This window comes from Stakelama saccharophila (genome assembly GCF_032229225.1).
Lineage (GTDB): Bacteria > Pseudomonadota > Alphaproteobacteria > Sphingomonadales > Sphingomonadaceae > Sphingomonas > Sphingomonas saccharophila.
In genome coordinates, this window is sequence record NZ_CP135076.1 from 450,822 (window position 1) to 475,174 (window position 24,353).

17 protein-coding genes are annotated in these 24,353 nt (G+C 66.0%); 7 read left to right on the plus strand and 10 right to left on the minus strand.

The window, feature by feature from the left end:
- Nucleotides 1–9: 9 nt before the first annotated feature.
- A complete protein-coding gene (locus RPR59_RS02100) occupies nucleotides 10–1,251 on the minus strand; it encodes an SGNH/GDSL hydrolase family protein (protein WP_313916181.1) in 1,242 nt (413 codons plus the stop codon).
- Between the two features lie 44 nt (nucleotides 1,252–1,295).
- Nucleotides 1,296–3,389, minus strand: a complete 2,094-nt coding sequence (locus RPR59_RS02105; RefSeq protein WP_313916183.1) for a beta-galactosidase — start codon at nucleotides 3,387–3,389, stop codon at nucleotides 1,296–1,298.
- 185 nt (nucleotides 3,390–3,574) lie between these two features.
- Here RPR59_RS02105 and RPR59_RS02110 point away from each other — a divergent pair, with 185 nt between their 5' ends.
- From RPR59_RS02110 to RPR59_RS02120, 3 genes are read left to right on the plus strand one after another with little or no spacing between them, the layout of a single operon-like run.
- Nucleotides 3,575–5,308, plus strand: coding sequence for a beta-L-arabinofuranosidase domain-containing protein (locus RPR59_RS02110; protein WP_313916184.1), 1,734 nt, complete (start codon nucleotides 3,575–3,577; stop codon nucleotides 5,306–5,308).
- A gap of 1 nt (nucleotide 5,309) precedes the next feature.
- Complete coding sequence (locus RPR59_RS02115; RefSeq protein ID WP_313916186.1) at nucleotides 5,310–6,575, plus strand: ribulose-bisphosphate carboxylase large subunit family protein; 1,266 nt, start codon at nucleotides 5,310–5,312, stop codon at nucleotides 6,573–6,575.
- Nucleotides 6,575–7,861, plus strand: a complete 1,287-nt coding sequence (locus RPR59_RS02120; protein WP_313918286.1) for a four-carbon acid sugar kinase family protein — start codon at nucleotides 6,575–6,577, stop codon at nucleotides 7,859–7,861. Before RPR59_RS02115 ends, RPR59_RS02120 begins: the two co-directional genes overlap by 1 nt.
- A 26-nt stretch (nucleotides 7,862–7,887) precedes the next feature.
- Here RPR59_RS02120 and RPR59_RS02125 read toward each other — a convergent pair whose 3' ends face one another.
- A complete protein-coding gene (locus tag RPR59_RS02125; protein ID WP_313916189.1) occupies nucleotides 7,888–9,150 on the minus strand; it encodes an MFS transporter in 1,263 nt (420 codons plus the stop codon).
- The gene (locus RPR59_RS02130; protein WP_313916191.1) at nucleotides 9,147–9,818 is read right to left on the minus strand and encodes an aspartate/glutamate racemase family protein; all 672 of its coding nucleotides are present in this window, start codon (nucleotides 9,816–9,818) and stop codon (nucleotides 9,147–9,149) included. The genes RPR59_RS02125 and RPR59_RS02130 overlap by 4 nt, the downstream gene beginning before the upstream one ends.
- 130 nt (nucleotides 9,819–9,948) lie before the next feature.
- Here RPR59_RS02130 and RPR59_RS02135 point away from each other — a divergent pair, with 130 nt between their 5' ends.
- From RPR59_RS02135 to glcF, 3 genes are read left to right on the plus strand one after another with little or no spacing between them, the layout of a single operon-like run.
- Nucleotides 9,949–11,427, plus strand: a complete 1,479-nt coding sequence (locus RPR59_RS02135; RefSeq protein ID WP_313916193.1) for an FAD-linked oxidase C-terminal domain-containing protein — start codon at nucleotides 9,949–9,951, stop codon at nucleotides 11,425–11,427.
- Between the two features lie 8 nt (nucleotides 11,428–11,435).
- The gene (glcE, locus tag RPR59_RS02140; protein ID WP_313916195.1) at nucleotides 11,436–12,551 is read left to right on the plus strand and encodes a glycolate oxidase subunit GlcE; all 1,116 of its coding nucleotides are present in this window, start codon (nucleotides 11,436–11,438) and stop codon (nucleotides 12,549–12,551) included.
- Entirely contained in the window at nucleotides 12,551–13,852 is a 1,302-nt protein-coding gene (gene glcF, locus RPR59_RS02145; protein ID WP_313916197.1) for a glycolate oxidase subunit GlcF, read from the plus strand. The genes glcE and glcF overlap by 1 nt, the downstream gene beginning before the upstream one ends.
- Here glcF and RPR59_RS02150 read toward each other — a convergent pair.
- From RPR59_RS02150 to rhmD, 6 genes are read right to left on the minus strand one after another with little or no spacing between them, the layout of a single operon-like run.
- The gene (locus RPR59_RS02150; RefSeq protein WP_313916199.1) at nucleotides 13,834–17,040 is read right to left on the minus strand and encodes an alpha-L-rhamnosidase; all 3,207 of its coding nucleotides are present in this window, start codon (nucleotides 17,038–17,040) and stop codon (nucleotides 13,834–13,836) included. The two genes, glcF and RPR59_RS02150, sit on opposite strands and share 19 nt — an antisense overlap.
- A 55-nt stretch (nucleotides 17,041–17,095) precedes the next feature.
- Entirely contained in the window at nucleotides 17,096–18,181 is a 1,086-nt protein-coding gene (rhaT, locus tag RPR59_RS02155; protein ID WP_313916202.1) for an L-rhamnose/proton symporter RhaT, read from the minus strand.
- Nucleotides 18,182–18,225: 44 nt separating this feature from the next.
- A complete protein-coding gene (locus RPR59_RS02160) occupies nucleotides 18,226–19,128 on the minus strand; it encodes an amidohydrolase family protein (protein ID WP_313916204.1) in 903 nt (300 codons plus the stop codon).
- The gene (locus RPR59_RS02165) at nucleotides 19,128–19,877 is read right to left on the minus strand and encodes an SDR family NAD(P)-dependent oxidoreductase (protein ID WP_313916205.1); all 750 of its coding nucleotides are present in this window, start codon (nucleotides 19,875–19,877) and stop codon (nucleotides 19,128–19,130) included. The genes RPR59_RS02160 and RPR59_RS02165 overlap by 1 nt, the downstream gene beginning before the upstream one ends.
- Nucleotides 19,874–20,737, minus strand: coding sequence for a fumarylacetoacetate hydrolase family protein (locus RPR59_RS02170; RefSeq protein WP_313916207.1), 864 nt, complete (start codon nucleotides 20,735–20,737; stop codon nucleotides 19,874–19,876). Before RPR59_RS02170 ends, RPR59_RS02165 begins: the two co-directional genes overlap by 4 nt.
- Before the next feature lie 10 nt (nucleotides 20,738–20,747).
- Nucleotides 20,748–21,935, minus strand: coding sequence for an L-rhamnonate dehydratase (gene rhmD / locus RPR59_RS02175; RefSeq protein WP_313916209.1), 1,188 nt, complete (start codon nucleotides 21,933–21,935; stop codon nucleotides 20,748–20,750).
- Nucleotides 21,936–22,085: 150 nt separating this feature from the next.
- Here rhmD and RPR59_RS02180 point away from each other — a divergent pair, with 150 nt between their 5' ends.
- A complete protein-coding gene (locus tag RPR59_RS02180) occupies nucleotides 22,086–24,320 on the plus strand; it encodes a hypothetical protein (RefSeq protein WP_313916212.1) in 2,235 nt (744 codons plus the stop codon).
- Nucleotides 24,321–24,353: the final 33 nt, after the last annotated feature.

The following is a 24,353-nucleotide window of genomic DNA, read 5'->3' on the forward strand; positions in this document are numbered from 1 at the left end:
TGCCCGGCGTCACGGCGCCGGGCAACGATCCTTCGTCACCACCGGCGCCGCGGCGCGCGCCATGCGGCCATAGCCGGTGGCGTTGGGGTGCAGGTGATCGCCGATCTGTTCGGCAAGCCGCATCACCCTGGGCTTGCCCGGTTCGGCCATGGCCTTGTCAAAATCGATCATGCCGTCGAACTGGTCGCGGTGGGTGCGCACCCAGCGGTTCACCGCCTCGCGCACCTGCTCGCCGCGTTCGCTGCCATAGGCGGCGCCTTCATAAGGCAGGATCGTGCCGATGATCACCTTCACGTCGCGGGCATGCGCACGTGCGATGAACTGGCGATAGGCATTGATCAGGGTTTCCGCGGTAACGGGGTCGCCCTTCGCGGGATCGTCCTTCACCCCGCCGATGTCGTTGATCCCCTCCAGCAGCACGATATGGGTGACGCCGGGCACCGACAGGACGTCGCGGTCGAAGCGCGACAACGCATTCGGCCCGCGACCATCGCGCAGGATGCGGTTGCCGCTGATCCCGGCATTGACCACCGACCAGCATTTGCCCGCAGAATCGCCTGCAAGCATGCGGCCGAGCTGGTCGGGCCAGCTCATCGCGTCGGCCGGGTCCGTGCCCGCCCCCTCGGTGATCGAATCGCCGAACGCCACCAGCACGCGCGTCTTCGCCGCGCCCGATATATCGAGTTCCGACACGATTCCCGGCGCGCGCACCCTCTTTGCATCGCTCAACCGGGCGGCGGCGGTGGCGTCGCCCGACACGACGTCCAGCATCTGCGCATGGGCGGGCGGGGCGGCTTTTTCGGGATAATAGATGCTGACAGCGAACCACTCGCCCGCCTTTGCCGGCATGGCGACCGCGTCGGTCAGCATCGGTGCGTGCGGCGGGATTCGCACCTGCTTTACGCCGTGGAAGGTGAGCGGGCGGATCGAGCCGGGGACGACATTGCCATCGTCATCGACGCGCGCGATCGAGGCAGCGCCGATCGTCACCGCTGTGTCGGACAAGTCGTTCGACAGGCGCAGGCGCAGGCGCTTTCCCGAAACCCCGGCGCGCACCAACTGGCGCGCAGTCTCGTTCCGGTAAGGGCGACCGAGCGCCTTTTGAATTTGCGGTTCATAGCCGATCGGCGGGGCTTCCCATGCCGCGACCCACGACGTCATGTCCGCTGTCTGGTCGCGCGCCGACGCGGATGGCGCGGCGAGGCACATTGCTGCGCCCAGCAACACTGCGCCGATCCGTTGATGCTGCATGATCCGCTCTCCTTTCCTGCCTGTCGGTCTGTTGGGCCGGGTCGTCATTCGCCGGCGTCGTCCATCTGGAACACCGCAACCCCGTGTGGTTCGAGCGCACCACCGCGAAACGTGCCGGTGACGCGCCGTGCGGCATCGGGAATGGCGACCGGCTTGCGCTGATCATTATGGTTGATGGCGATCAGCACGCGTTTGCCCGCACCGGCGCGCTCGCCGATCTCCACGCCATCGGGCGTATCCGGTATCAGCGGTCGGACATCCGCATCGTCCATCAGGCGATCGGCGACCGCGCGCATCGCCGCCGGGTCGAGCCACGCGCCGATATAGGTGATGCTGCCCTTGCCGACCTTGCGCGTCACGATGGCGGGCTTGTCGTCAAGCCAGCCGCCGGGATCGCTGTAGCGGGCGAGGACGCGCACGTCCTTTGCCTGCGGCTTCAGCCATTCGGCCCAGATCGACGCCTGCCCGTCACCGAAATCGCCGGTCAGCTTCACCGGCTCGTCGAGGGCATAGAATTGCTCCACCCGCGCACCGAGCAGCGGCTGGAGCGGACCCGGCTGGCGCTTGGGCCACAGCGCGTCGGTGTCATCCTTCATTCCCGAACGCGGGCCGAGGACCAGATGCCCGCCGGCGCGAACATAGTCGGCCAGGTGATCGGCCTCGTCCTGCGTCATCACGTTGAGCGCGGGCGCGACGACCAGCGGATAGGCGGACAGGTCGGCGGTCGGTGAAATGACGGCGACGCCTTGCGACCCGTTGCGGAACGGGCGGTAGAAGTCGGTGAACTCCCTGATCGGATCGAAATCCTTGTGCAGCCGCTGCAGGTCGATCGCCCAGCGGCTGTCATAGGAAAACAGCATCGCCATCCTGTACACCGGATTGGTGTCGGCCAGCGCCCCGGTCGCCTTGTGGATCTCGCCGCCGAGCTTCGCGATCTCGTCGAAGATGGGGGCGGGCGTACCGTCCTGTCCCAGCACCGTGCCGTAATAGGTTTCCTGTCCGTTGCGCGCCGGGCGGAATTCCCAATAGAGGATGGCGTCGGCGCCGTGCTGGATCGCCTGCCAGCCCATTTCGCGTACCTGTCCCGGCTTCAGCGCGCGGTTGACCGGCACCCAGTCGACACGGCCCGCCTGCGTTTCCATCAGCCAGAAATTCCGCTGCTTGTACCCGCGCACCAGATCGTGATCGGCGCCGTTGGCGACCCAGTCGGGGTCGGCGTCCTGGATGTAATTGTCCCATGCCGCGATATCGAGGCCGCGGTGCAACTGAAAGTGGTCGAAGCCGCCATTCCAGAACATCGTGTTGGTGGTGATGAACTGGCGCGGATCGGCACGGGCGCGGATCGCATCGGCCTGGTTCATCACGTAATCGGTCCAGGTCGCGGTCGTGAAATGCTTGAAGTCTAACAGCAGTGCCGGGTTCTGCTGCCCGGTGGCATGCAGGGGGATTTGGTCGAAATCGTTGTAATGCTGGCTCCAATATTCGGTCGCCCAGCGCTGGTTGAGCGTGTCGATGGTGCCGTAGCGATCCTTCAGAAACGCATGCCAGCGCGCCACCGCCTCCTTGCCGAAGGAGGGCGGGCCGATCTCATTGTCGATCTGCCAGCCGACGACGTCGGGATTGTCTCCGTAACGCTCGGCCATCTTCGTCGCGATGCGGCGCGCGAAATCGCGGTAGCGCTGGCTGGCGAATGAGAAATGGCGGCGTCCGCCATGGGTGGCGCGTCTGCCGTCTTCGTCCACGCGCAGCACGTCGGGATATTTCTGCGTCAGCCAGGCAGGCGGCGCGGCGGTCGGCGTGCCCAGCACCACCATCATGCCGTGGCGGCTGGCGGCCGCGATCGCGCGGTCGAGCCATTCGAAATGGAACTCGCCCTCGCGCGGCTCCATCGTGCTCCACGCGAACTCGGCGATGCGCACGGTGTTGAACCCGGCCTTTTTCATCCATTCAAGGTCGGTGTTCCAGCGGCTTTCGGGCCATTGTTCGGGATACCAGGCGGTGCCGAAGGCGATTGCCGGCTTGTCGGCGAAGCGCGTGGCGCGTGCCGGCATGGGCTCGGGATCGCTCGCCGCGAGCGCCGCGGGAATGGCGGCCATCCCGATCATTCCTGCCGCGATCATGCTATCCCAGAACCGCATCGCCATCGCTCTCCATCTTGTAATTAGTATTATGATATGGGTAAAAAGCCTTCACGGCAACCATGAGCGAATATGCACGCCGTATGGGAGAGGCAACGATGCACCATCGCCATAACAATGCCAATGCGGGCTTGTCGCGGCGCGGATTCCTGGGCTGTTCGGCTTGCGCGGCTGGCGTAGCGGGAATGGGACTACCGGCGAGCGCGATCGCCGCCGCATCGCAGGGACGCGAGGTGTATCGCGAATTCCCCTATGGCGCGGTGCGGCTGACCGGCGGGCCGATCAAGCGGCAGTTCGACGCGATCCACGCGCATTATCTGGCGCTCGACAATGACCGGTTGCTGAAAGTCTTTCGCCAGCATGCGGGCCTCCCCGCGCCGGGACGGGACATGGGCGGCTGGTATGATGCCGACGGCTTCGTGCCGGGCCTGACCTTCGGCCAATATATTTCCGGCCTCTCGCGGCTGGGCGCGGCCACGGGCGACCAGGCGGCGCACGACAAGGCCGCCGCGCTGGTCAAAGGGTTCGGCGAGGTGATCCGCCGGGTGGACAATCCCTATGCCGGCAAGGGTTCTTCGGAGGTCTGGCCCGCTTATGTCATGGACAAATATGTCGTCGGCCTGATCGATGCTTACCGGCTGAGCGGCGTGGAAGAGGCCAAGGCGCTGCTGCCGCAGGTGATCGACAAGTGCCTGCCCTATATCTCGCCCGTTTCGAAGGACCGGATCGGCAAGAAGGACCCGCCTTACGACGAAACCTATGTGATCTCGGAAAACCTGTTCCACGTCGCCGACATCACCGGCGACGACAAGTATCGCGCGATGGCGGTGCACTATCTGCTCGATCCCGAATGGTTCGATCCATTGGCGGCAGGGAAGAACGTGCTGCCGACGAAGCATGCCTACAGCCACGCGATCGCGCTCAGTTCGGGAGCGCAGGCCTGGCTCACCATCGGCGATCCCAAATATCGCATGGCGCTGGAAAACGCCTGGAAGTTTCTTGAGCTTCAACGGTTCGCCTCGGGCGGATGGGGGCCGGAGGAGCAGTTCGTCGAGCCGCATCAGGGCAAGCTCGCCGAGGCGCTGAAGGCATCGACCGCGCATTTCGAAACCCCGTGCGGCAGCTTTGCCGACATGAAGCTGGCGCGCTACCTCATCCGCTTTACCGGTGGTGCACAATATGGCGACGGGCTGGAACGCACGCTCTACAACACGATGCTCGCCGCGCGCCTGCCCGACAGCGATGGCGACTATCCCTATTATTCCGATTACGGCCCGCAGGCGGACAAGGAATATTATCCGAAGAAATGGCCCTGCTGTTCCGGCACGCTGGTTCAGGGCGTCGCGGACTATGTCCTCAACCTGTATTTCCATGATGACGATGCGCTGCTCGTCAACATGTTCGCGCCGTCAAACCTGACCTGGAACCGTGCCGGCGGGGCGGTGCGGATCGAACAGGTCACCGACTATCCCGCCGCCGACACCACGCGGATCGTCGTGCGTGATGCGGGCGACGGCGATTTCGCCATGCGGCTGCGCGTCCCTGCCTGGGCAATGGGCGCGCGCCTTTCGGTCAATGGTGCGCAGCGCGAGGTGACGGCCGGCAAAATTGCCGAGGTCAGCCGCCGGTGGAAGAATGGTGATACGGTCGAGCTGGTTCTGCCGCAGACGCTTCGTATGCTCCCCGTCGACGATCGCCACCCGAACCTGGCCGCGGTGATGCGCGGGCCGGTCATGTATGTCGGCCTCAACCCATGGGAGGGAGTGATGGACCAGCCGCTGCCGCTTCCCGGTGCGCTGACGCCGGTGGCGGGACAGGCCCAGGCCTTTACGATGGCGGCGGGCGGCCATGACCTGGTTTTCGTGCCGTATTTCGCGGTCGAAGCCGAACGCTACAACACCTATTTCACGGTTGCCTGATATGACGGACCGCGTCGTCGCGCGCTATTGGATCGAAACCGCCTTCCCGCTCGCCGATGCCGCGGCCACCATGGCGGGCGAACAGTCGACGGGCACTTTCGTCCGAACGCCGGGCGAAAGTGACGAACTGCGCGAACGCCACGCCGCGCGCGTCGAGGAAGTAGAGGAAATCGGCGCCGTCGCCACGCCTTCGCTGCCGGGGTCGGGCCTGCCCCGGTCCGGGGAAAGCGTGCGCCGCGCAGCTTATGTGACCTTGTCCTGGCCCATCGAGAATTTCGGCGCCTCCCTGCCGAACCTACTGGCGGCGGTTGCGGGCAATCTGTCGGAGTTGAAGGCCTTTTCGGGGCTGAAACTCCTCGACCTGCAACTGCCGCCGATTTTTCTCGATTCCTACCGGGGGCCGCAATTCGGGGTGGCGGGAACGCGTCGCCTGGCCGAGGTGTGGGACCGGCCCCTGATCGGCACGATCATCAAGCCGAGCGTCGGCATGTCGCCGGAAGCCACCGCCGAACAGGTGAAGCTGTTGCTGTCGGCCGGTGTCGACTTCATCAAGGATGACGAGCTTCAGGCCGATGGCCCGCATTGCCCGTTCGACCAGCGCGTCCCTGCGGTAATGCGCGTGATACGCGATCACGCCGAAAGGACGGGCAAGAAGGTGATGTACGCCGCCAACCTGACGGGCGAGATCGACGAGATGCTGGCCCGCCACGATCTGGTGCTGCGTGAAGGCGGTACGTGCGTGATGGCGAGCATGAACGCGATCGGGCTGCCCGCGATGAAGGTGTTGCGCGCGCACAGCCAATTGCCCATTCACGGCCATCGCAACGGCTGGGGAATGCTGGGGCGGTCGCCCGCGATCGGAATGAGCTTCATCGCCTATCAGAAGCTTTGGCGACTGGCGGGAATCGACCACACGCATGTCAACGGCATCGACAACAAGTTCTGCGAGACGAACGAAAGCGTGATCGCATCGGCGCGCGAGTGCCTGACCCCGATGTTTCCCGCGCCGTACAAGGGGTGCGAGGTGATGCCCGTCTTTTCCTCCGGACAAAGCGCGAAGCAAGCGCCGGCAAGCTATGCCGCGCTCGGCAGCGCCGATTGCATCTATGCCGCGGGCGGCGGGATCCTGGGCCATCCATCCGGTCCCGCGGCGGGTGTCCGTGCGCTGCAACAGGCGTGGGAGGCGGCAATGGCCGGCGTGCCGCTCGCCGATGCCGCGAAGGAGCAGCGCGAATTGCGCGACGCGCTGGCGACGTTCGGGGCGTGATGCCGGACCTGCTCTACGCCTATTACGGCGATGATTTCACCGGCTCCACCGATGTGCTCGAATCGCTTGCAGAAGGCGGGGTGGCGGGCGTGCTGCTGCTTCGCGAGCCGACGCGGACGTTGCTGGCGCGCTTTCCCGGCGTGCGCGCGGTGGGCATGGCCGGCGACAGCCGCAGCCGATCGCCGGAGTGGATGGACCGGCACCTGCCGCACGCCTTTGCGGCGCTGGGCGCACTCGGGCCGCGCATCGTTCATTACAAGACCTGTTCGACCTTCGACAGCAGTCCCGGCACCGGGTCGATCGGACGCGCGATGGAAATCGGCGCGCGCATGTGCGGAGGTCCGGTGCCGATCCTGGTCGGTGCGCCGCATCTCGGCCGCTATGTCGTCTTCGCCAATCTATATGCCGATGCGGGCGGGACGACCTATCGTATCGACCGGCATCCGACGATGGCGCACCATCCGGTGACGCCGATGCGCGAGGCGGACCTCCGCCGCCATCTCGCCGATCAGACCGACATGCCGGTCGGCCACATTCCGCTGGACGCGATCCAGGCGGGCGCGACCGAGGCGCGGTTCGCCAGCGAAGTCGAACACGGCGCTGGTGCGATACTGTTCGACGGCGTCGCAGCGCGCGACCTGCTGGCGAGCGGGCGGGCGGTTCTGGCGCGTGACGATGTGCGCTTTGCCGTCGGCAGTTCGGGCGTGACGCGGGCGTTGCTCGCCGCATGGGAAGCGGACGGAATGGTGCAAGGGCCGACCGAACTGCCCAGGGCGGGCTCGGTCGAGCGGCTGCTGGTGATCAGCGGGAGCTGCTCGCCCGTCACGGCGGCGCAGATCGGCTGGGCCGAGGCAAAGGGATGGACGATGCTGCGCGTCGACCCGGCATCGTGCGACGAGGCGGCCGTTGCGGCGCAGGCTGCCGCCGCGCTGGGCGAAGGGCGCAGCACCGTCCTCTATTCGGCCAATGGCCCCCTTTCCGAAGGAGAACGCGCCGGCGGTGCGCAGCTAGGCGTGCGGCTGGGGCGGATCACGCGCAGCATCCGCGCGCAGGTGGCGGTGCCGCGTATCCTGTTTGCCGGCGGCGACACGTCGAGCCACGCGGTCGCCGAACTCGGCCTCGACGCGCTGACCTGGCGCGCCCCGCTCGCACCCGGTGCGCCGCTGTGCCGCGCGCACGGGGGATCGGACGAAGCGCCGCTGGAGCTGGTGCTCAAGGGCGGCCAGATGGGCGGGGAGGATTTTTTCGAATCCGTCCGGTCGGGCGCCGGCCCCGCGGCCCGCTGAACTTTTTCCGCAAGCGCGGCGCCTTATCAGGCGGGGCTTTCGTTCGGCCGCGCCTTCGCATCGAAGCCGCGCGTGCAGTCGATGCGGGTGAAGATCATTGCGGCGATGAACACCATCAGCGCCACGCCCTGAACCGGCAGGTCGTAATTGGCGGTGGCGGCGACGATATAGCCGAAGATGATCGTGCACAGGAAACCGCCGATATTGCCCGCGGTGTTCATCACGGCGGTGGCGGTCGCGCCATATCGGCCGCCGATCGCCATGCACATGGCCCAGGCGGCGGGGAGCATCAGGTCCATCACCGCAAAGGCGGCGCCGGCGAGCAGGACCACCGCGATCTTGCTGTCGACCAGGCTCATCGCCACCAGCAGGCCGGCGGTGACGGTCAGGCACGATGCCGCGATCCGGCTGTAGGCGCGGCGCATTCCGATCCGCTCGGCCAGCCGGTCGCACACGACCCCGCCGACCAGATTGCCCAGCATGCCGAGGAAGAAGGGGATGGAGCCGTACAGCCCCATTTGCAGCGTGGTGAACCCCGCGCCATTGACCATCCAGACCGGAAACCAACTGAAGAAGAACCAGCTTCCAAAGGCATAGAAGGCGTAGGCGAGCGCGATCAACCAGAGTTGGGGCAGGCGGAGCAGCGCGCTCCACGGCGTGCCGGCATGGCCTGCATCGCCGCTGCCCGCGCCGATCTCCTCCAGCTCATCCTGGGTGATGCCGGGCTGGTCGGCGGGGGAATCGCGGAACCACAGACGCCATGCGAGCGCCCAGATGAGACCGACGGCGCCCAGGATCACGAAGACCGCACGCCAGCCGAAGCGCGCCTCGATCGGCACCAGCAGCAGCGGGGCGAGCGCGCCGCCGAACCGGCTGGCGGCCCAGATGATGCCCTGTCCGCGCGCGCGTTCGCGCGCCGGCAGCCAGCGATACAATACGCCCGACATGTTGGGATAGGCGCCCGCCGCGCCGATGCCGAACAGGAAGCGCGAGGCGGCGAGCTGCCAAAAATTGCGGCACGCCGCGGTGATCGCGGTGAAGAACGACCACCAGACAGTGATGCGGGTCAACTCGCGCCGATAGCCATGCTTGTCGCCCATCGCGCCCGACGGCACCTCGAACACGGCATAGGCGATGACATAGGCGCCGAGCACCCAGCCCCATTGATCGGGCGTGATGTTCAGTTCGTCTTGGATCGTCGTGCCCGTGACCGCGATCGCCATGCGGTCGAGAAAGGTGATGATCGATACCAGCCCCAGCAGGCCGACGACGATATGCCGTTTCTTCACCGTTTCAGGCTCGCCAGCACGTCGCGGGCATGTTCGACGCCCAGTTCCGGGCTGGCGAAGACGGGGGCGGGGATCGCGTCGGCGGGCAGCGAATCGACCACCCGCGCCATCGACGCCTGGGCAAGCACGATCGCGTCGACGCCCTGCATCGCCTTGGTCAGCGCGTCGCCGACGATCCGGTCATGGGTGGCGCCGTCTCCGGCCATGACCGCTTCGAACGCGCCTTCGCAAAGATGTTCGCGCAGCTCGATCCGCCTGCCGCTCTCCTGGGCTGTGCGCCGCACCAGGTCAGCGGTGGGCTTCAGCGTGGTGGGCAGGGTGGCGAGCACGCCGATCTTCGCACCACGCCCGATCGCCTGCAGCGCCATCGGGTAATCGACGCGCAGGACCGGCCGATCATGAAGCTGCGCCGCGATATCGACCGCCGGCCCGATCGAGGAGCAGGTGACGAGCACCGCGTCCGCGCCGGCGTCGAAGGTCGATCCGACCAGATCGATCAGCCGCCGCATGGTCGGCTTTTCCAGCGCATTTGCCGCGATGGTGTTCTTGATCAGGCTTTCATCGACGAAATGCAGGATGCGTATATCCGGCATGATCCGCGCGGTCAGCTCGTTGAACAACGGGCTGAGCGTCGGTGACGTGTGCAACAGTGCAAGGGTCTGCCCCATGGATCAGTCGTCCTTCTCCTCGGGCGCCGGATGCGTCCGGCGCGGTTTTCGTTCCGACATGGCATTGCGCCGTGACGCATGGTAATGTTTCTCATATCATAATACTAATTATGAGCGCGACGCAATGAGGATGCCCGAACCCGACCCCGCTATGCTGGCGCGGCGTGCCGAGATCGCCGCCGTGCTGCGCGCGATCGTACCCGCCGGGGTGATCGACACGGCGGAGGAGCTTCGCGCCTATGATTGCGATGCGCTGACCGCCTATCGCCAATTGCCGTTGCTGGTCGTCCTGCCCGATACGGTCGAGCAGGTGGCGGCCGTGCTCGCATGGTGCCACGCAGAGGGCGTCCGCGTGGTGCCGCGCGGGGCGGGGACATCGCTTTCGGGGGGCGCCCTGCCGCTGGCAGATGGTATTCTTCTGGGGCTGTCCAAGCTGAACCGGATCATCGAGCTGGACCCCGACAACCGCGTGGCGGTGGTGCAGCCGGGCGTGACCAATGCCGCGATCAGCGAGGCGGCGGGCGCGCACGGCCTCTATTATGCGCCCGATCCCTCCAGCCAGATCGCGTGCACCATCGGCGGTAACATCGCCGAAAATGCCGGCGGGGTGCATTGCCTGAAATACGGGCTGACCACGCACAATGTGCTGGGCATCGAGATGGTGACGATGGCGGGAGAGATTCTGCGCATCGGCGGGAAGATGCTGGAGCGGCCAGGCTATGACCTGCTGGGCCTCGCCATCGGGTCGGAAGGGCTGCTGGGCGTGGTGAGCGAGGTGACGGTGCGCCTGCTACCCCGGCCCGAGGCGACGCGCGCGCTGCTGATCGGGTTCGACGACGTGGCGACCGCCGGCCAGTGCGTCGCCGACATCATCGCGCAGGGCATCATCCCGGCGGGGCTGGAGATGATGGACCGCGCCGCGATCCATGCGACCGAGGCGTTTCTCGAGATCGGCTATCCGCTGGAGGCGGAGGCGTTGCTGATCGCCGAGGTCGACGGGCCCGATGCGGAATGCGCCTATCTGGCCGGAAAGATTCGCGCGATCGCCGAACGGTGCGGTGCAACGTCGGTGGAGCAGTCGGCCGGCGAAGCCGATCGGGCGCGCTTCTGGGCCGGGCGCAAGGCGGCCTTTCCCGCGATGGGGCGTATCTCGCCCGATTATTATTGTGTCGACGGCACGATCCCGCGCCGCCGCCTGCCCGAGATGCTGCGCGCCATGGCGCAAATGTCGGCGCAATATGGTTTGCGGGTCGCCAATGTCTTTCACGCCGGCGACGGCAACCTTCACCCGATCATCCTGTACGACGCCAATCGCGAGGGCGAGTTCGGCAAGGCGGAGCGGCTGGGCGCCGAAATCCTGACGCGGTGCGTCGAAATGGGCGGGGTATTGACCGGCGAACACGGCGTGGGAGTCGAAAAGCGCGATCTGATGCCCGCCCAGTTCGACCCGGTCGATCTGGACCAGCAGCAGCGGGTGAAATGTGCCTTCGACCCCCAATTGTTGCTCAATCCGGGCAAGATGTTCCCCACGCTTCGCCGCTGCGCCGAACTGGGCCGCGAACATGTCCATCACGGAGAGGTCAAATTTCCCGACCTGCCGCGCTTTTGATGCCGATGGTGATCCGCCCCGAAAACAGCGAGGCGCTGACCATTGCGATCCGCGAACATGTGGAGGCGCGGCGCACCATCGCGGTGCGCGGCGGCGGCTCGACGGGGTGGCGGGGCGATGCCGATGTGCACGCCGACCTGTCGGCGCATCGCGGCGTCCTCGATTACGATCCCGAGGAGCTGGTCCTGACGGTGCGCGCCGGAACGCCGCTTTCCGAGGTCGAGGCGCTGCTGGCGGAGCGCCGGCAGATGCTTGCCTTCGATCCTGTCGATGCCGGATTGGTGCGCGACGGGCGTGCGGCCGGCGCGACCGTCGGTGGCGTCGTCGCGACCGGCAATGCCGGCCCGCGTCGCGTAACGGCGGGGGCGACGCGCGACCATCTGCTCGGCTTTACCGCCGTGTCGGGCAGGGGAGAGGCGTTCAAGGCGGGCGGGCGCGTGGTGAAGAACGTGACCGGCTTCGACCTGCCCAAGCTGTTCACCGGCAGCCGGGGCACGCTGGGCGTTTTCGACACGCTGACCCTGCGCGTGTTGCCCGCGCCGCGATTCGAGGCGAGCATGGTGGTGAAGGCTTCCTGCATGGAAGCGGAACCGGTCATGCACCGCGCGATGCGCCATCCCGCCGGTATTTCCTGTGCTGCCTGGCAGGCCGGGCGCCTGTTGCTGCGTCTCGAAGGATTTCGTCCCTCGGTCGATGCGCGGTTCGATGCCGTGGCGACGATGATCGGCGCCGACCGTGTCGAGCGGATCGAGGCGGAAGAGAGCGCCGGATTGTGGCGCGGCGTGGCGCAGGTCGCGCTACTGCGGAAAACACCGACGCTCTGGCGAACATCGCTTCCCGCCACGGCCGGCGTCGCCTTTGCCGCGCGAATGATGGCGGAAGGCTTCGCCGCGCTGATCGACTGGGGCGGTGCGCGGGTGTGGCTGGGCGGTGAACACGCGGCAGCGACGATGGTGTATCGACTTGCCGCCGAAATGGGTGGCCATGCGCGGCTGGTGCGCGGTGTCAGCGATACGCCGGCGCCGCTGCCCGATACGGTGACCCGAACGACGAGCGAGCGGATTCGCGACGCTTTCGATCCGCATCGCCTGTTGAACCCCGGCCTCGATCCCTGGAACCATTGATGCAGACGCGCTTTTCCCCCGAGCAGCTTGCCGATCCGACGACGCACGAATCCGAAACCGTTATCCGGCGCTGCGTGCATTGCGGCTTCTGCACCGCGACATGCCCCACTTATGTCCTGCTCGGCGACGAGCTGGACAGCCCGCGTGGGCGGATCACGCTGATGAAGGAGATGCTGGAGCGCGGTGAGACGCCGACGCGAGAGGTGGTGACTCATGTCGATCGCTGCCTTTCCTGCCTGGCATGTGAAACGACCTGCCCCTCGGGCGTCAGCTATCGCCGGCTGGTCGACCATGCGCGAAGCTATATCGAGGCGACCTATCGCCGGCCGCTCGGCGACCGGATGCTGCGCGGTATGCTGGCGGCGATCCTGCCCTATCGGCGGCGTTTCGCGACGGCCGCCCGGCTGGGCAGGATGGTGCGTCCGCTCGCCCCGGTTATGGAACGATGGGAAGCGCTTCGCCCGCTTGCCGCGATGCTGCGCCTGTCGCGCCGTCCGCCGCCCGTGCCTGCGTACCGCGCTTGCCGGACTGCGCCGGTGCGGCGCCGCGTCGCGATGCTGGAGGGGTGCGTGGAGCCGGTGATGGGCGCGCATGTGCAGGCGACGGCGCGGCGGTTGCTGGAGCGGATGGGCTGCGAAATCGTGACGGTATCGGGCGCCGGATGCTGCGGAGCGATGCCGCAGCATCTGGGGCAGGGTGAGCGGGCGGAGGATTTCGCCCGCGCCAATGTCGATGCGTGGAGCCGTGCCATCGCCGCAGGAGTCGATACCATCGTCGTCACTGCATCGGGATGCGGCAGCGTATTGAAGGATTACGGCCATTTGCTGCGAAGCGATGCGCGATATGTCGAAGCGGCGCAGCGGATATCGGCGCGGGTGCGCGACGTGACCGAGCTTGTCGCCGAGCTTGGGCTGCCCGACGGCGTGCTGGGGGACGATGCCCCGGTGGTCGCCTATCATCCCGCTTGTTCGCTGCAGCACGGTCAGCGGGTGCGCGACATGCCCAAAGCCTTGCTGGAACACGCGGGCTTCGTGGTGATGCTCCCGTGGGAGGCGCATCTGTGTTGCGGGTCGGCCGGCACCTACAATATTTTGCAGCCCGCCATCGCCAGTCAGCTAGGCGCGCGCAAGGCGGCGGCGCTCGATACAGGGCGCCCGCGCGCGATCGCGACCGGCAATATCGGCTGCATGGCCCAGATCGCGCAATATACCGACACGCCGCTGGTTCACACGGTCGAACTGCTGGACTGGGCGACGGGCGGGCCGATGCCGCCCGCGCTTGTTCAGGCGCGAAAGGCGTAGCTGCCCGATCCGACGGTGAAACGCACCGTGTCGCGCCCGGCGGCGTAGTCGCGCATATCGTCATGTCCGGCCAGGGCGCGTCCGCTCTCTGTCCAGCGGCCCGGCGGCAGTTCGACATCGGCCGCCGTGTTTGGCGGCACCGTCAGGTCGAGCGCGGTCATCGCCCCGTCCTTGCCGCGTACCGCGGTTTCGATCCGACCCATGCACGAATCGTACACGGCCGATACATCGCCGATCGTCGGAAGGTAGAGCGGGCGGACCGCGATCCGGCGGAAACCGGGCGCGCCGGGGGCGATTCCCGCAAGCCGGCGATAGTGAAAGCCCACCACCGCGCCCAGCGCATAATGGTTATAGCTGTTCATCGACACATCGCCGACATCGCCGTTCCAGCGTTCCCAGATCGTCGTCGCACCGCCGCTGGGCATATAGCCCCAGGAGGGATAGCCGGTCTGCAGCAACAGGCCCGCCACCTCTTCCAGCCGCCCGGTATCGGCGAGCGCGTCGAGGAGATAGGGCGTGCCCAGAAAGCCGGTTGACAATTTCATGCCGCGCCGCCGGATATCGTCCGCCAATACCGCTGCTGCCCTTGCCCGAAGCGCGTCGGGCACCAGGCCGAAATGCAGCGAGAGCACCTGGCTCGTCTGGCTCCCGTTTCCGGCAACGCCGTCGGGGGGCACGAACTGCTTGGCATACGCGCGTCCGATCGCCCGGCGCAGCACGGTATAGCGCCGTGCGTCGTCCATCCTGCCGCTGGCGGCGGCCATGTCGGCCATCAACTGCGCGCAATAGGCCCAATAGGCGGTCGCGCACAGGATGCGCGGCGTCGTCTCGTCATCGGGCTGTTTGGCATCGACCGACAGCCAGTCGCCAAGGTCGAGGCCGCGATCGTTGCGCCATATATGGTCGGGATTGTCGCGCGCGACGAAATCCATCCATGCGGTCATCGCCCGCCAGTTGGTATCGATGACGGCGGTGTCGCCATAACGCTGCCACAGCGTCCAGGGCAGGATGATGCCCGCCTCGCTCCAGCCGGCGGTTACCACGTCGGGATAGGATAGCGGCTGCGGTACGACGATCGGATAGCCGCCGTCCTTGCGCTGCGCCGCGCGTACTTCGCCCAGGAAGCGGCGGAGAAAGGGATCGACCTCCATATTGAACGCCGCGGCGTCGGCGAACACCTGAATATCGCCCATCCATCCCATACGCTCGTCGCGTTGGGGACAGTCGGTGGGCACTGCGAAGAAGTTGGAGCGCTGGCTCCACAGCGTATTGTGCCACACCTTTTGCAGCAGCGGATTGTCGAAGCGGACCAGCCCCGTCTCGCGGCATGCGCTGTGCACCACCTGCGCTTCGACGGCTTCGGCGGAGAAATCGCCCGGATAGCCTTCGATCTGAATGTAGCGAAAGCCGTGATAGGTGAAATGCGGCTCGAAGCTCTCCCCCTCGGCATCGCCGCGCAGGGTGAAATAATCGGTTGCGCGCGCGCCGCGCAGATTGGACTGGTCGACCGTGCCGTCATCGTTCAGGATTTCGGCGAATTTCATCGCGATGGTCGCGCCCGCCTCCCCCCTGGCGGAAACGCGCGCCCAGCCGGCGAAATTCTGTCCGAAATCGAGGACGTGCACGCCGGGGTGCGGCTGTGTCACCGCGACGGCTTTGAGCGCGCGCATGGGTTCGAGGCGCGGGCTCGCCTGCGCGACCAGCCGGGTGGCGGGCGCCTCGCCCGATTTCACCCTGGGCCACTGCGCCTCGTCAAAGCCCGGCACGTCCCAACCCGGCGTGCGCAAGCGCGCATCGAACGTCTCGCCCGCATATATGTCGGACATCAGCACGGGGGTGGGGCCGATCCGCCAGTCGGGGCCGGTCGTCACCCAGTCGCTGGCGCCGTCGTCATAATCGAGCCTGAGCTGCAATCGGAGGCGGCGCGGCGCGGGGCCGAAGCTGTAGCGCTCCAGCCGCCAGCCATAGGCCCCGGCATACCAGCCGTCGCCGACCACGACGCCCAGCGCATTCTCGCCTTCGCGCACCAGATCAGTGACGTCATAGGTCTGGTAGAGGATATGGTCGCGCGACACCGTGATCTCGGGCGCAAGCTTTGCGCGCGAAATCCGCTTGCCATTGATACGCGCGTCATAGGCGCCCAGCGCCGTGGCATAAAGGCGCGCGCCGACCACCTTGCGCTTCGGGCGAAAGCCGGTGCGAAGCAGCAGCGCCGGTTCGCTGGGGCGCGGATCGTTCTGCGCGTTGGAGCCGGATCGCTGCGCGTGCGGCCAGGCGGAGGCGTCGAAATCGGCGGCGGTCCAGCCTTTGCCGGGGTCGGGCATGACGCGCCAGCGCGACCCGCTCACCAGGCGCTCGACCGCGCCGCCGCGCTGATGCAGCCGGATCAGCGCCGCCATCGCGCCGCCATCGACGGGGAAGAAGCCCTCGGTTTCCGCCGACACGAGCACGCATACGCAGTTGCGTCCGGCGCGAAAATTCGCCGGGAAGGGGGTGAGCGTGCCCCAATATGTCTTTCCCTCCATCCGCATGGGTTCGCCATTGACCCAGACGCCCAGCAAATCGTCCTTTCCCGAAACCAGCAGGTCGGCGGATTGGAGGTCTCCCGGGGCGTCGAAATCCAGGCGGAAGGCGTGCGGTCGCCCGTCGATCGCCTTTTGCGACCAGATCCATTGCAGCCCGGCCTGACGGTCGGCTTGTGCCTGCGCGTCCTCGGCGACGATCCAGTCGGCCTGCCAGTCGGCCTCATCGAGCAGCCCGCCCTCGAACCAGCTCGGATCGGCTGCGGCGCGCCGGCCGCGTTCGTCGGTGATCTCGACCGTCCACCAGACGCGCTGCATGGAACGCAGCGGCGGACCGCCATAGGCGATGTCGATGCTCGCGGCGGACGCGACCGGTTCGCTGTCCCATAGATCGGCCTCGCCCGCCGCAAGCTTTTCGCGCGTCGAAGCGGCGCGAATACGGTAGCTTTTCTGAACGATCCCGCGCTCGTCACCCTCCAGCCGCCAGGACAGGCGCGGGCGGGTGACATCGGTTCCCAGCAACTCCACCGTGTTTTCCGCTCGCAGGTCGGTGACGGTCAGGCCGCCCGAAGCCCGTGCGGTCGCGCGCGTCGCGGACAATGTCGCGCCCGCGGCGGCGCCGGCCGCACCGGCGCCCAGAAACCGGCGGCGATTGATCGACGGCATTATTCCTCTCCCCATTTTGCCGCTGGTTCGCGCCGCCTCCGGCGCGGCGATAGTGTCACACCGAACCGGAAGAGATCGCGTTGCCCCATCCGATCACGACGGTGGAGCCGATCAGAATGGCAAGGCCGATGGCGAGGAGGGATTTGGCGCGGCTGCCCGATCCCCTCCATTCCTTCAGGCCGATGCCCCACAGCGTGGCGAAAATGATGATGCTGGCCATGTGGATCGTCCAGCTCGAAAAGCCGTACCTGCCCATCTGGCTTTCGCCCATGGTGTAGAAGAAGAACTGGAAATACCACATCGTCCCGCCCAGCGCGGACAGCAGGTAATTGCGCAGCAGCGGACTGCGCCCCTCTGCCGGCGCTCCGTTTTCGTCGATCGCGGCAGCGCCGGTAAACTGCCCCGCGCTGCGGTTCCTGGCGATCAGATAGGCGCACCACATAGCATTGGTGGCAAAGCCGCCCAGCAGCACGACGCACAATACGGGAAGGCCCTGCATCAACGGGTCGGTGCCGGCCGCGACGGTCGCCTGCCGGATGGGTTCACCCGCGGCCAGGCCATAAGCGAAGCAGGCCGACATGATGCCCGAGAATATCGCGACGACCATGCCGCGCTTGAAGTCGCGCTCGGTGCTGCCCGGCGCGCGTCCGTCGGCCTGATGCTTTTCCTTGGCATGTCCGGCAAGACCGATCACCGCGATGCCGGCCAGCGCCACCAGCACGCCGGCAAGCACGATCTGCCCGCCGGTGGAAGGAAGCAGCGAGGTGAAGAACTCGCCGCTGACGATGGGCGGGATCAGCGTGCCGAACGCCGCCGTCAGTCCCAGCGCCACGGACGTGCCCAGCGATATGCCGAGATAGCGCACGGCAAGCCCGTATGTGAGCCCGCCAAAGCCCCATAGAAAGCCGAAGAACGCGCACCAGAACCAGGTGCGGGCCGGGGCGTTCGCCAGAACGCCGAACAGGTCGTGCGTCTGAAGCAGTGCGAACAACCACGGCGCGATGATCCAACTGAACAAGCCGCCGGTGATCCAGAAAACTTCCCAGGACCAGCGTCGCACCCCGCGATAGGGCACATAGAAGCTCGCGGAGGCCAGCCCGCCGATCCAGTGGAAAACCACGCCGATAAGCGGGTTGATCATCGTTCTTTCCTCTCCTGCGGCGGGGTCGTTGTTTTTGGCCGCGCTTATTTGATCCGGTAGATGCGCTCCGCATTCGCGGCGAACAGGCGGTCCCGCTCATCCTCGTCGAACTCGTCGGTGATCGCGTCATAGGCCGACAGGTGCTGATCGAAGCTGCCGAACAGCTTGTCGGTGGGGAAATTGCTCGCGAACATGCAGCGATCGATGCCGAACATGTCGATGGTTTCCAGCACCAGCGGGCGGACCTGCTCGATCGACCATGGGCGATAGGCAAAGCCCATCCCCGAAATCTTCACCGCGCCGGCCGGAAGGGCGGCGATGGCGCGCATTCCTGTACGCCATTCCTCCAGGCCGTGCGTGTCGGTCGGCACCATCATGCCCATGTGGTTCACGATCACCGGGATCTGCGGGTGCCGTTCGGCCAGTCGGGCGATCCCCGGCATCTGGGCGGGGTAGCATTGCAGGTCGAAGGAAAGGCCGTGTTTCGACAACAGGCCGAAGCCATGCTGCCATGCCGCATCGCCGGTCACGTCGCGCGGGCAATAGGTGCGCTGCGCATCGGGGTGCCAGTTGACGATGTGCCGGATACCGCGAACCGAGCGGTGCCGGGAATGGGCGGCGAGCTTCGCGTCCAGGTCGGGATCGTCCAGCGCGGCCTGCGCCACGATCGCGACGGGTAGCGACTGCGCATCGGCCATCGCCTGTATCCAGCGAGTTTCCGCCAGCGCGTCGCTCGGGTCGGCACCCGCTTCGATATGGACGATGCCGGCGACGTTCCAGCCGTCGGCATCGTGCAGATAATCGCCGAGGCGATAATCCTTCGCGATCCTCTCGACACTGCCATTGGGCCCGTCGTCCGAAAAGGGCGGCGCCAGCCAGGGATAGGACAGACGGTCCAGTTCCCACAGATGGACATGAGCGTCGATGAAGCGCGACGGCTTCGGCATCAGAAGGTGGTCCGCCCGCCCGAGGTGTCAAAGGTGGCGGCGGTGGTGAAGCTGCATTCCTCGCTCGCCATGAAGCAGATCATCGCCGCGTTTTCGTCGACCTCGCCGAGGCGTCCCATCGGGATCTTGGAGCGCATGTAATCGACCTGGCTTTCGGGAAGTTGCTCCAGGATCGGACTTTCGAAAGTGGCGGGCGTCAGGCTGTTGGCGATGACGCCCTTCGTCGCCAGTTCCTTGCCCAATGACTTGGTAAAGCCGATCACGCCGGCCTTTGACGCGGAATAGGCGCTGGCATTGGGATTGCCCTCCTTGCCCGCGACCGAAGACACGTTGACGATGCGGCCATAGCCGTTCTTCAGCATGTGCGGGATCACCGCGCGATTGCAGTAGAACAGTCCGTTGAGATTGATGTCGATGACGCGCTGCCAACTGTCGATCGGATAGTCCTGAACCTCGGCGGTCGCGCCGGTGATGCCGGCCGACACGACCAACACGTCGACGCGCCCGAGCACTTTCGCCGTCTCGTCCGCCGCGCGCGCCACGGCCTGCGGGTCGGCGATGTCCAGCGCTGCCGTGTGGACGCCGCCGACGGCCGACTTCGCCTCGATAAGCGCATCCTCGTTCAGGTCCCACAACGCGACCTTTCCGCCTTCTGCGGTAATGCGCGCAGCGACCGCGCGGCCGAGGCCGGACGCCCCGCCCGCGACGATGGCCGTGCGCCCGGCGAACCGTTCGGCATAACTGCTCATGACAGCGCCTCACGGCTCCATGCGACGAATTCCTGGCGCTGTTGCCCCAGCTTTTCGATGCCCAGTTCGACCACGTCGCCCGGCTTCAGATACCAGGGTTCGGGCTTCTGGCCCAGGCCGACGCCCGGCGGGGTGCCGGTGGTGATGATGTCGCCGGGTTCCAGCGTCATGAACTGCGAACAATAAGCGACGATCTGCGCCACGGTGAAGATCATCGTCTCGCTCGACCCGTCCTGCATGCGCTTGCCGTTCACGTCGAGCCACATGGACAGCTTTTGCGGGTCGCCCACCTCGTCGGCGGTGACCAGCCATGGGCCGACGGGGCCGAAGGTCGGAAAGCCCTTGCCCTTGTCCCAGGTCGGCCCGCGTTCCTGTTGCCAATGGCGTTCGGACACGTCGTTGATTACGCAATAGCCAGCGACATGATCGAGCGCGTCGGCTTCCTCGACATAGCTTGCACGCTTGCCGATGATGACGCCCAGCTCGACTTCCCAATCGGTCTTCTTCGAATCGCGCGGGATCACGACGGGGTCGTTCGGGCCCTGGATGCAGTTCGACCATTTGTTGAACACCACCGGCTCCTCCGGGATCGGCAGGTTCGATTCGGCGGCATGGTCGGCATAGTTCAGGCCGATGGCGATGAACTTGCCCGGATTGGCGACCGGCGCGCCATAACGCGGCTCACCCTCGACCAGCGGCAGCGAGGCGGTATCGGCGCCGGCAATGCGCGTCAGCGTATCGGCGCCAAGCGTGTCGGCGGTGATATCGGCAAGGATACCCGACAGGTCGCGTATCCTGCCCTCGGCGTCGATCAGGCCGGGCTTCTCGCTGCCCTTCGGGCCATAGCGGCAAATCTTCATCGAAAAATCCTCAATTGGGGAAAGGGCGGTCCAAGGCGACGTCCGGGTTCAACTCCACGCCGAAGCCCGGTTTGTCGAGCGCCGAGATACGCAGCCGTCCCTGCTCGGGAACCGGCTCGTTCTGCAATAGTGGGTGGAACATCGGCACCACCGCACTGGCGTCGGGATGCATCATCAGGAATTCTGCGAACGGCGAATTGTGGCGCGTGCACACGAAATGGTAGCTGTAGACCGACGATCCGTGCGGCACCACCAGCTTGCTGTGCGCATCGGCAAGCGCCGAAATCTTCAAGAGTTCGGTAAGCCCGCCGCACCAGCCGATATCGGGCTGGATGATGTCGCAGCATTCCATTTCGAACAGCATGCGAAAGCCCCAGCGGGTCGCCTCATGCTCGCCGGTGGTGACCAGCATGCCGCGCGGCACGTTGCGGCGCAGTTCGGCATAGCCCCAATAATCGTCGGGGCTGATCGCCTCCTCGATCCATTTCAGGCCGAACTCGTTCCATGCGCGCGTCGCCAGCCGCGTTGCATAGCTGACGTCGAGCGACATCCAGCAATCGAGCATCAGCCAGAAATCCTTGCCGACGCGCGAACGCATCTCACCGATACCAGCAAGATTCCGGGCAAGGCCTTCTTCACCCTCCGCCGGTCCGTGGTGCAGCGGCATCTTTCCACCGACAAAACCAAGCTCCTTGGCGAGGTCCGGCCGCGCGCCGGTGGCGTAGAATTGCAATTCGTCGCGCACCGCGCCGCCCAGCAGCGCATGGACCGGTTCCCCGCGCAGCTTGCCCAGAAGGTCCCACAGCGCCAGGTCGACGCCTGAAATCGCGTTGATGACCAGTCCCTTGCGACCGTAATATTGGGTCGAGAAATACATCTGGTCCCAGATCTTCTCGAACTCGGCCGGGTCGCGGCCGATCAGGAAGCGGGCGAGGTGATGCTCGACGATATAGGCGGCCGGAACGCCGCCGGTGGTCACCGCGAACCCGGTGGTGCCGTCTTCCGCCTCGATCTCGACGACCAGCGTGCCGAGTACGTTGATGCCGAAGCTCTGTCGGCTTTCGCGATATTCGGGATAGCGCGCCATCGGCGTGGCGATGTGATCATCGATCCAGTGTCCGCCGGACTGATCGTGATAGTCGGCGCCGCCGCCACGCCCCACGAGCGCGCGCACGGACCGGATCTTTGATAAAGCCAACCGCGCAACCCCTCTTTCATTCTCTATATATAATAGTACTATTTATTCCGAACACGATGTCAATCGGGAAGCCGCCGGTCGAGCGGCGAAATTGGTCGAAAACCGATCTGATCGTTCGCCGACCGGGCAAGGTAGAGGATGGAGGGGTCTATGAAATGGTGGAGCGCGCTTGTCGCGCCGGCGATGCTCGTCGGCACGGTGCAGGCCCAGGAGATGGCGGGCAACCCGCCCCAGAAAGAATATGATCCCGGCTGGGCGCCGTTCGTCATCGACCACTTCGCGCGTCGGGACTCGGCGGCCGATGCGCGCTTTCTGCTCGATGCGCCGGCGGGCAAGCATGGTTTTGTCCGGGCGCGCGAGGGGCATCTCTATTTCGACGACGGCACGCGGCTGAAATGCTGGGGCGTCAACCTGACGGGCTGGACGCCGGGGTCGGAGGAGATTCCCGCGCATGAAGAGGCGGACATATTCGCCGCCGAACTGGCGCGGCTGGGCGTCAATTGCGTGCGCCTCCATTTTCTCGACATGCCCGATCGAACGCACCTGATAGAGAAGGAGCGCGGGCCGACCGGTGACCTGGAGCCGGTGGTGCAGATGCCGCGCGGGCTGATCGAATCGGACCGGCCCGACACCGGCCATTTCGATGCCGAGCAGCTCGACCGGCTCGATTATTTCTTCTCCCGGCTCAAGGCGAAGGGCATCTATGTCAACATCAACCTTCTGGTCGGCCATACGTGGAAGCCGGGCGACGACGTGCCGCAGGCCGATCTGCTATGGGTCGCGAAGGGCTATGCCTATTTCGTTCCCGAACTGATCGCGCGGCAGAAGGAATATGCCCGCAAGCTTCTGGACCACCGCAACGCCTATACGGGGCTGCGCTATGCCGATGACCCGGCCGTATCGACGGTGGAGATCGTCAACGAAAACTCGCTGCTCGAATTCTGGATACGCAACTGGCTGCGCGGCGAGCGGGAGGCGGGAAAGCCGCGGCATCAGCTCGACATCACCCCGCGCTACCATGCGCTACTCACCGCAAACTATAACGACTGGCTGGCCGCGCATCGCACGCCGGCAGAGATCGACGCGATGCGGCAGGAGGCGGGGGTCGCCTCCGGCGCCCCCGTACCTCTGATGCGCCGCCAGCAATTCGGGGCGGCATCGAAGCTGCGCTTTCACAGCGAGGCGCAGTTCCTGACCGATGTGGAGCGCGGCTTCTTCGCCGACATGCACGATTTCCTGCGCGAGGCGCTTGGGGTGAAGGCGCCGATCGTTGATACCGCCGATCACAGCTATTTCATTCCCGGTCAGCCGCTGCTGCGCTCGACGCAGCATGCCGATGTGATCGACGCCCATGTCTATTGGCAGCATCCGGCGATCTTCGGAAAGCGCAACACGCCGATGGTGAACGATCCCGAAGGATCGATCCTCCAACGCTTGTCGCGCACCGCGATGGCAGGAAAGCCGTTCGCTGTGAGCGAGGCGAACGAGCCTTTTCCGCACGAATATGACGCGGAGTTCATCCCGATCCTCGCCTCCTATGCCGCGTTCCAGGACTGGGACGAGATCTTCTTCTACACCTTCGAAACCAAGAAGAAGGACGGATGGAAGGGGCTGGTCGGCGATCATTTCGACATGACCCAGCACCCGACCAAGATCGCGCAACTGCCGGTCGGCGCGATGATCTTCCTGCGCGGCGACGTGGCGGCGGCGAAGCGGACGGTGACGCGCAGCTATTCCACGGACCAGGTGATCGAACAGATGCGCATGCCCATGTCGGCGATGCCCGCCTTCACCCCCGGCTATCCGCCCCTTCTGCCGCTGGTGCACGAAACGCGCATCGCCTGCCTCGACTGCGAGGCGAAAGCGGCCGCAACGCCCGGACGCACGATGCCGATCGTGTCGGATACCGGCGAACTGCGCTGGTCGGTCGATGACGGGCGGGACGGCGTGGTCACGGTCGATACGCAGCGGACCCAGGCGCTTGTCGGGCACGTCCGCCAGACGGGCGCGCGTACGACCAACCTGACCGCCGACATCGCGACGCCCTTCGCCGCGATCACCCTGTCCTCGCTCGACGGCAAGCCGATCGATCATTCCGACCGGCTGCTGCTCACCACCACGGCACGGGTGAAGAATAGCGGCATGACCTGGAACGCGCGGCGCAGCGTGTCGCGCGAGTGGGGCAGCGCCCCGTCGATGATCGAGCCGGTGGCCGGCTGGCTGCAGTTTCGCGACCTTGTCGGCGTCGTCGACATTACCGCGACCCCGCTGGACGGCGCGTCGCAGCCGATGGCGCCGATCAAGGCGCGGCTGCTGGAAAATGGCTGGGAACTGCCGATAGGTGAGCAAGCGACCACCAGCTACCTGATCCGCGTCTATCGCTGAGAGAGGCGGGGCGCCGCTCGGACAGCGCCCCGC

Bases quoted from the DNA above. Each gene is read 5' to 3' on its own strand.
- RPR59_RS02100 (WP_313916181.1), bottom strand. From the start codon at position 1,251: ATGCAGCATCAACGGATCGGCGCAGTGTTGCTGGGCGCAGCAATGTGC.
- RPR59_RS02105 (WP_313916183.1), bottom strand. From the start codon at position 3,389: ATGCGGTTCTGGGATAGCATGATCGCGGCAGGAATGATCGGGATGGCC.
- RPR59_RS02110 (WP_313916184.1), top strand. From the start codon at position 3,575: ATGGGACTACCGGCGAGCGCGATCGCCGCCGCATCGCAGGGACGCGAG.
- RPR59_RS02115 (WP_313916186.1), top strand. From the start codon at position 5,310: ATGACGGACCGCGTCGTCGCGCGCTATTGGATCGAAACCGCCTTCCCG.
- RPR59_RS02120 (WP_313918286.1), top strand. From the start codon at position 6,575: ATGCCGGACCTGCTCTACGCCTATTACGGCGATGATTTCACCGGCTCC.
- RPR59_RS02130 (WP_313916191.1), bottom strand. From the start codon at position 9,818: ATGGGGCAGACCCTTGCACTGTTGCACACGTCACCGACGCTCAGCCCG.
- RPR59_RS02135 (WP_313916193.1), top strand. From the start codon at position 9,949: ATGCCCGAACCCGACCCCGCTATGCTGGCGCGGCGTGCCGAGATCGCC.
- glcF (WP_313916197.1), top strand. From the start codon at position 12,551: ATGCAGACGCGCTTTTCCCCCGAGCAGCTTGCCGATCCGACGACGCAC.
- RPR59_RS02150 (WP_313916199.1), bottom strand. From the start codon at position 17,040: ATGCCGTCGATCAATCGCCGCCGGTTTCTGGGCGCCGGTGCGGCCGGC.
- rhaT (WP_313916202.1), bottom strand. From the start codon at position 18,181: ATGATCAACCCGCTTATCGGCGTGGTTTTCCACTGGATCGGCGGGCTG.
- RPR59_RS02160 (WP_313916204.1), bottom strand. From the start codon at position 19,128: ATGCCGAAGCCGTCGCGCTTCATCGACGCTCATGTCCATCTGTGGGAA.
- RPR59_RS02165 (WP_313916205.1), bottom strand. From the start codon at position 19,877: ATGAGCAGTTATGCCGAACGGTTCGCCGGGCGCACGGCCATCGTCGCG.
- RPR59_RS02170 (WP_313916207.1), bottom strand. From the start codon at position 20,737: ATGAAGATTTGCCGCTATGGCCCGAAGGGCAGCGAGAAGCCCGGCCTG.
- RPR59_RS02180 (WP_313916212.1), top strand. From the start codon at position 22,086: ATGAAATGGTGGAGCGCGCTTGTCGCGCCGGCGATGCTCGTCGGCACG.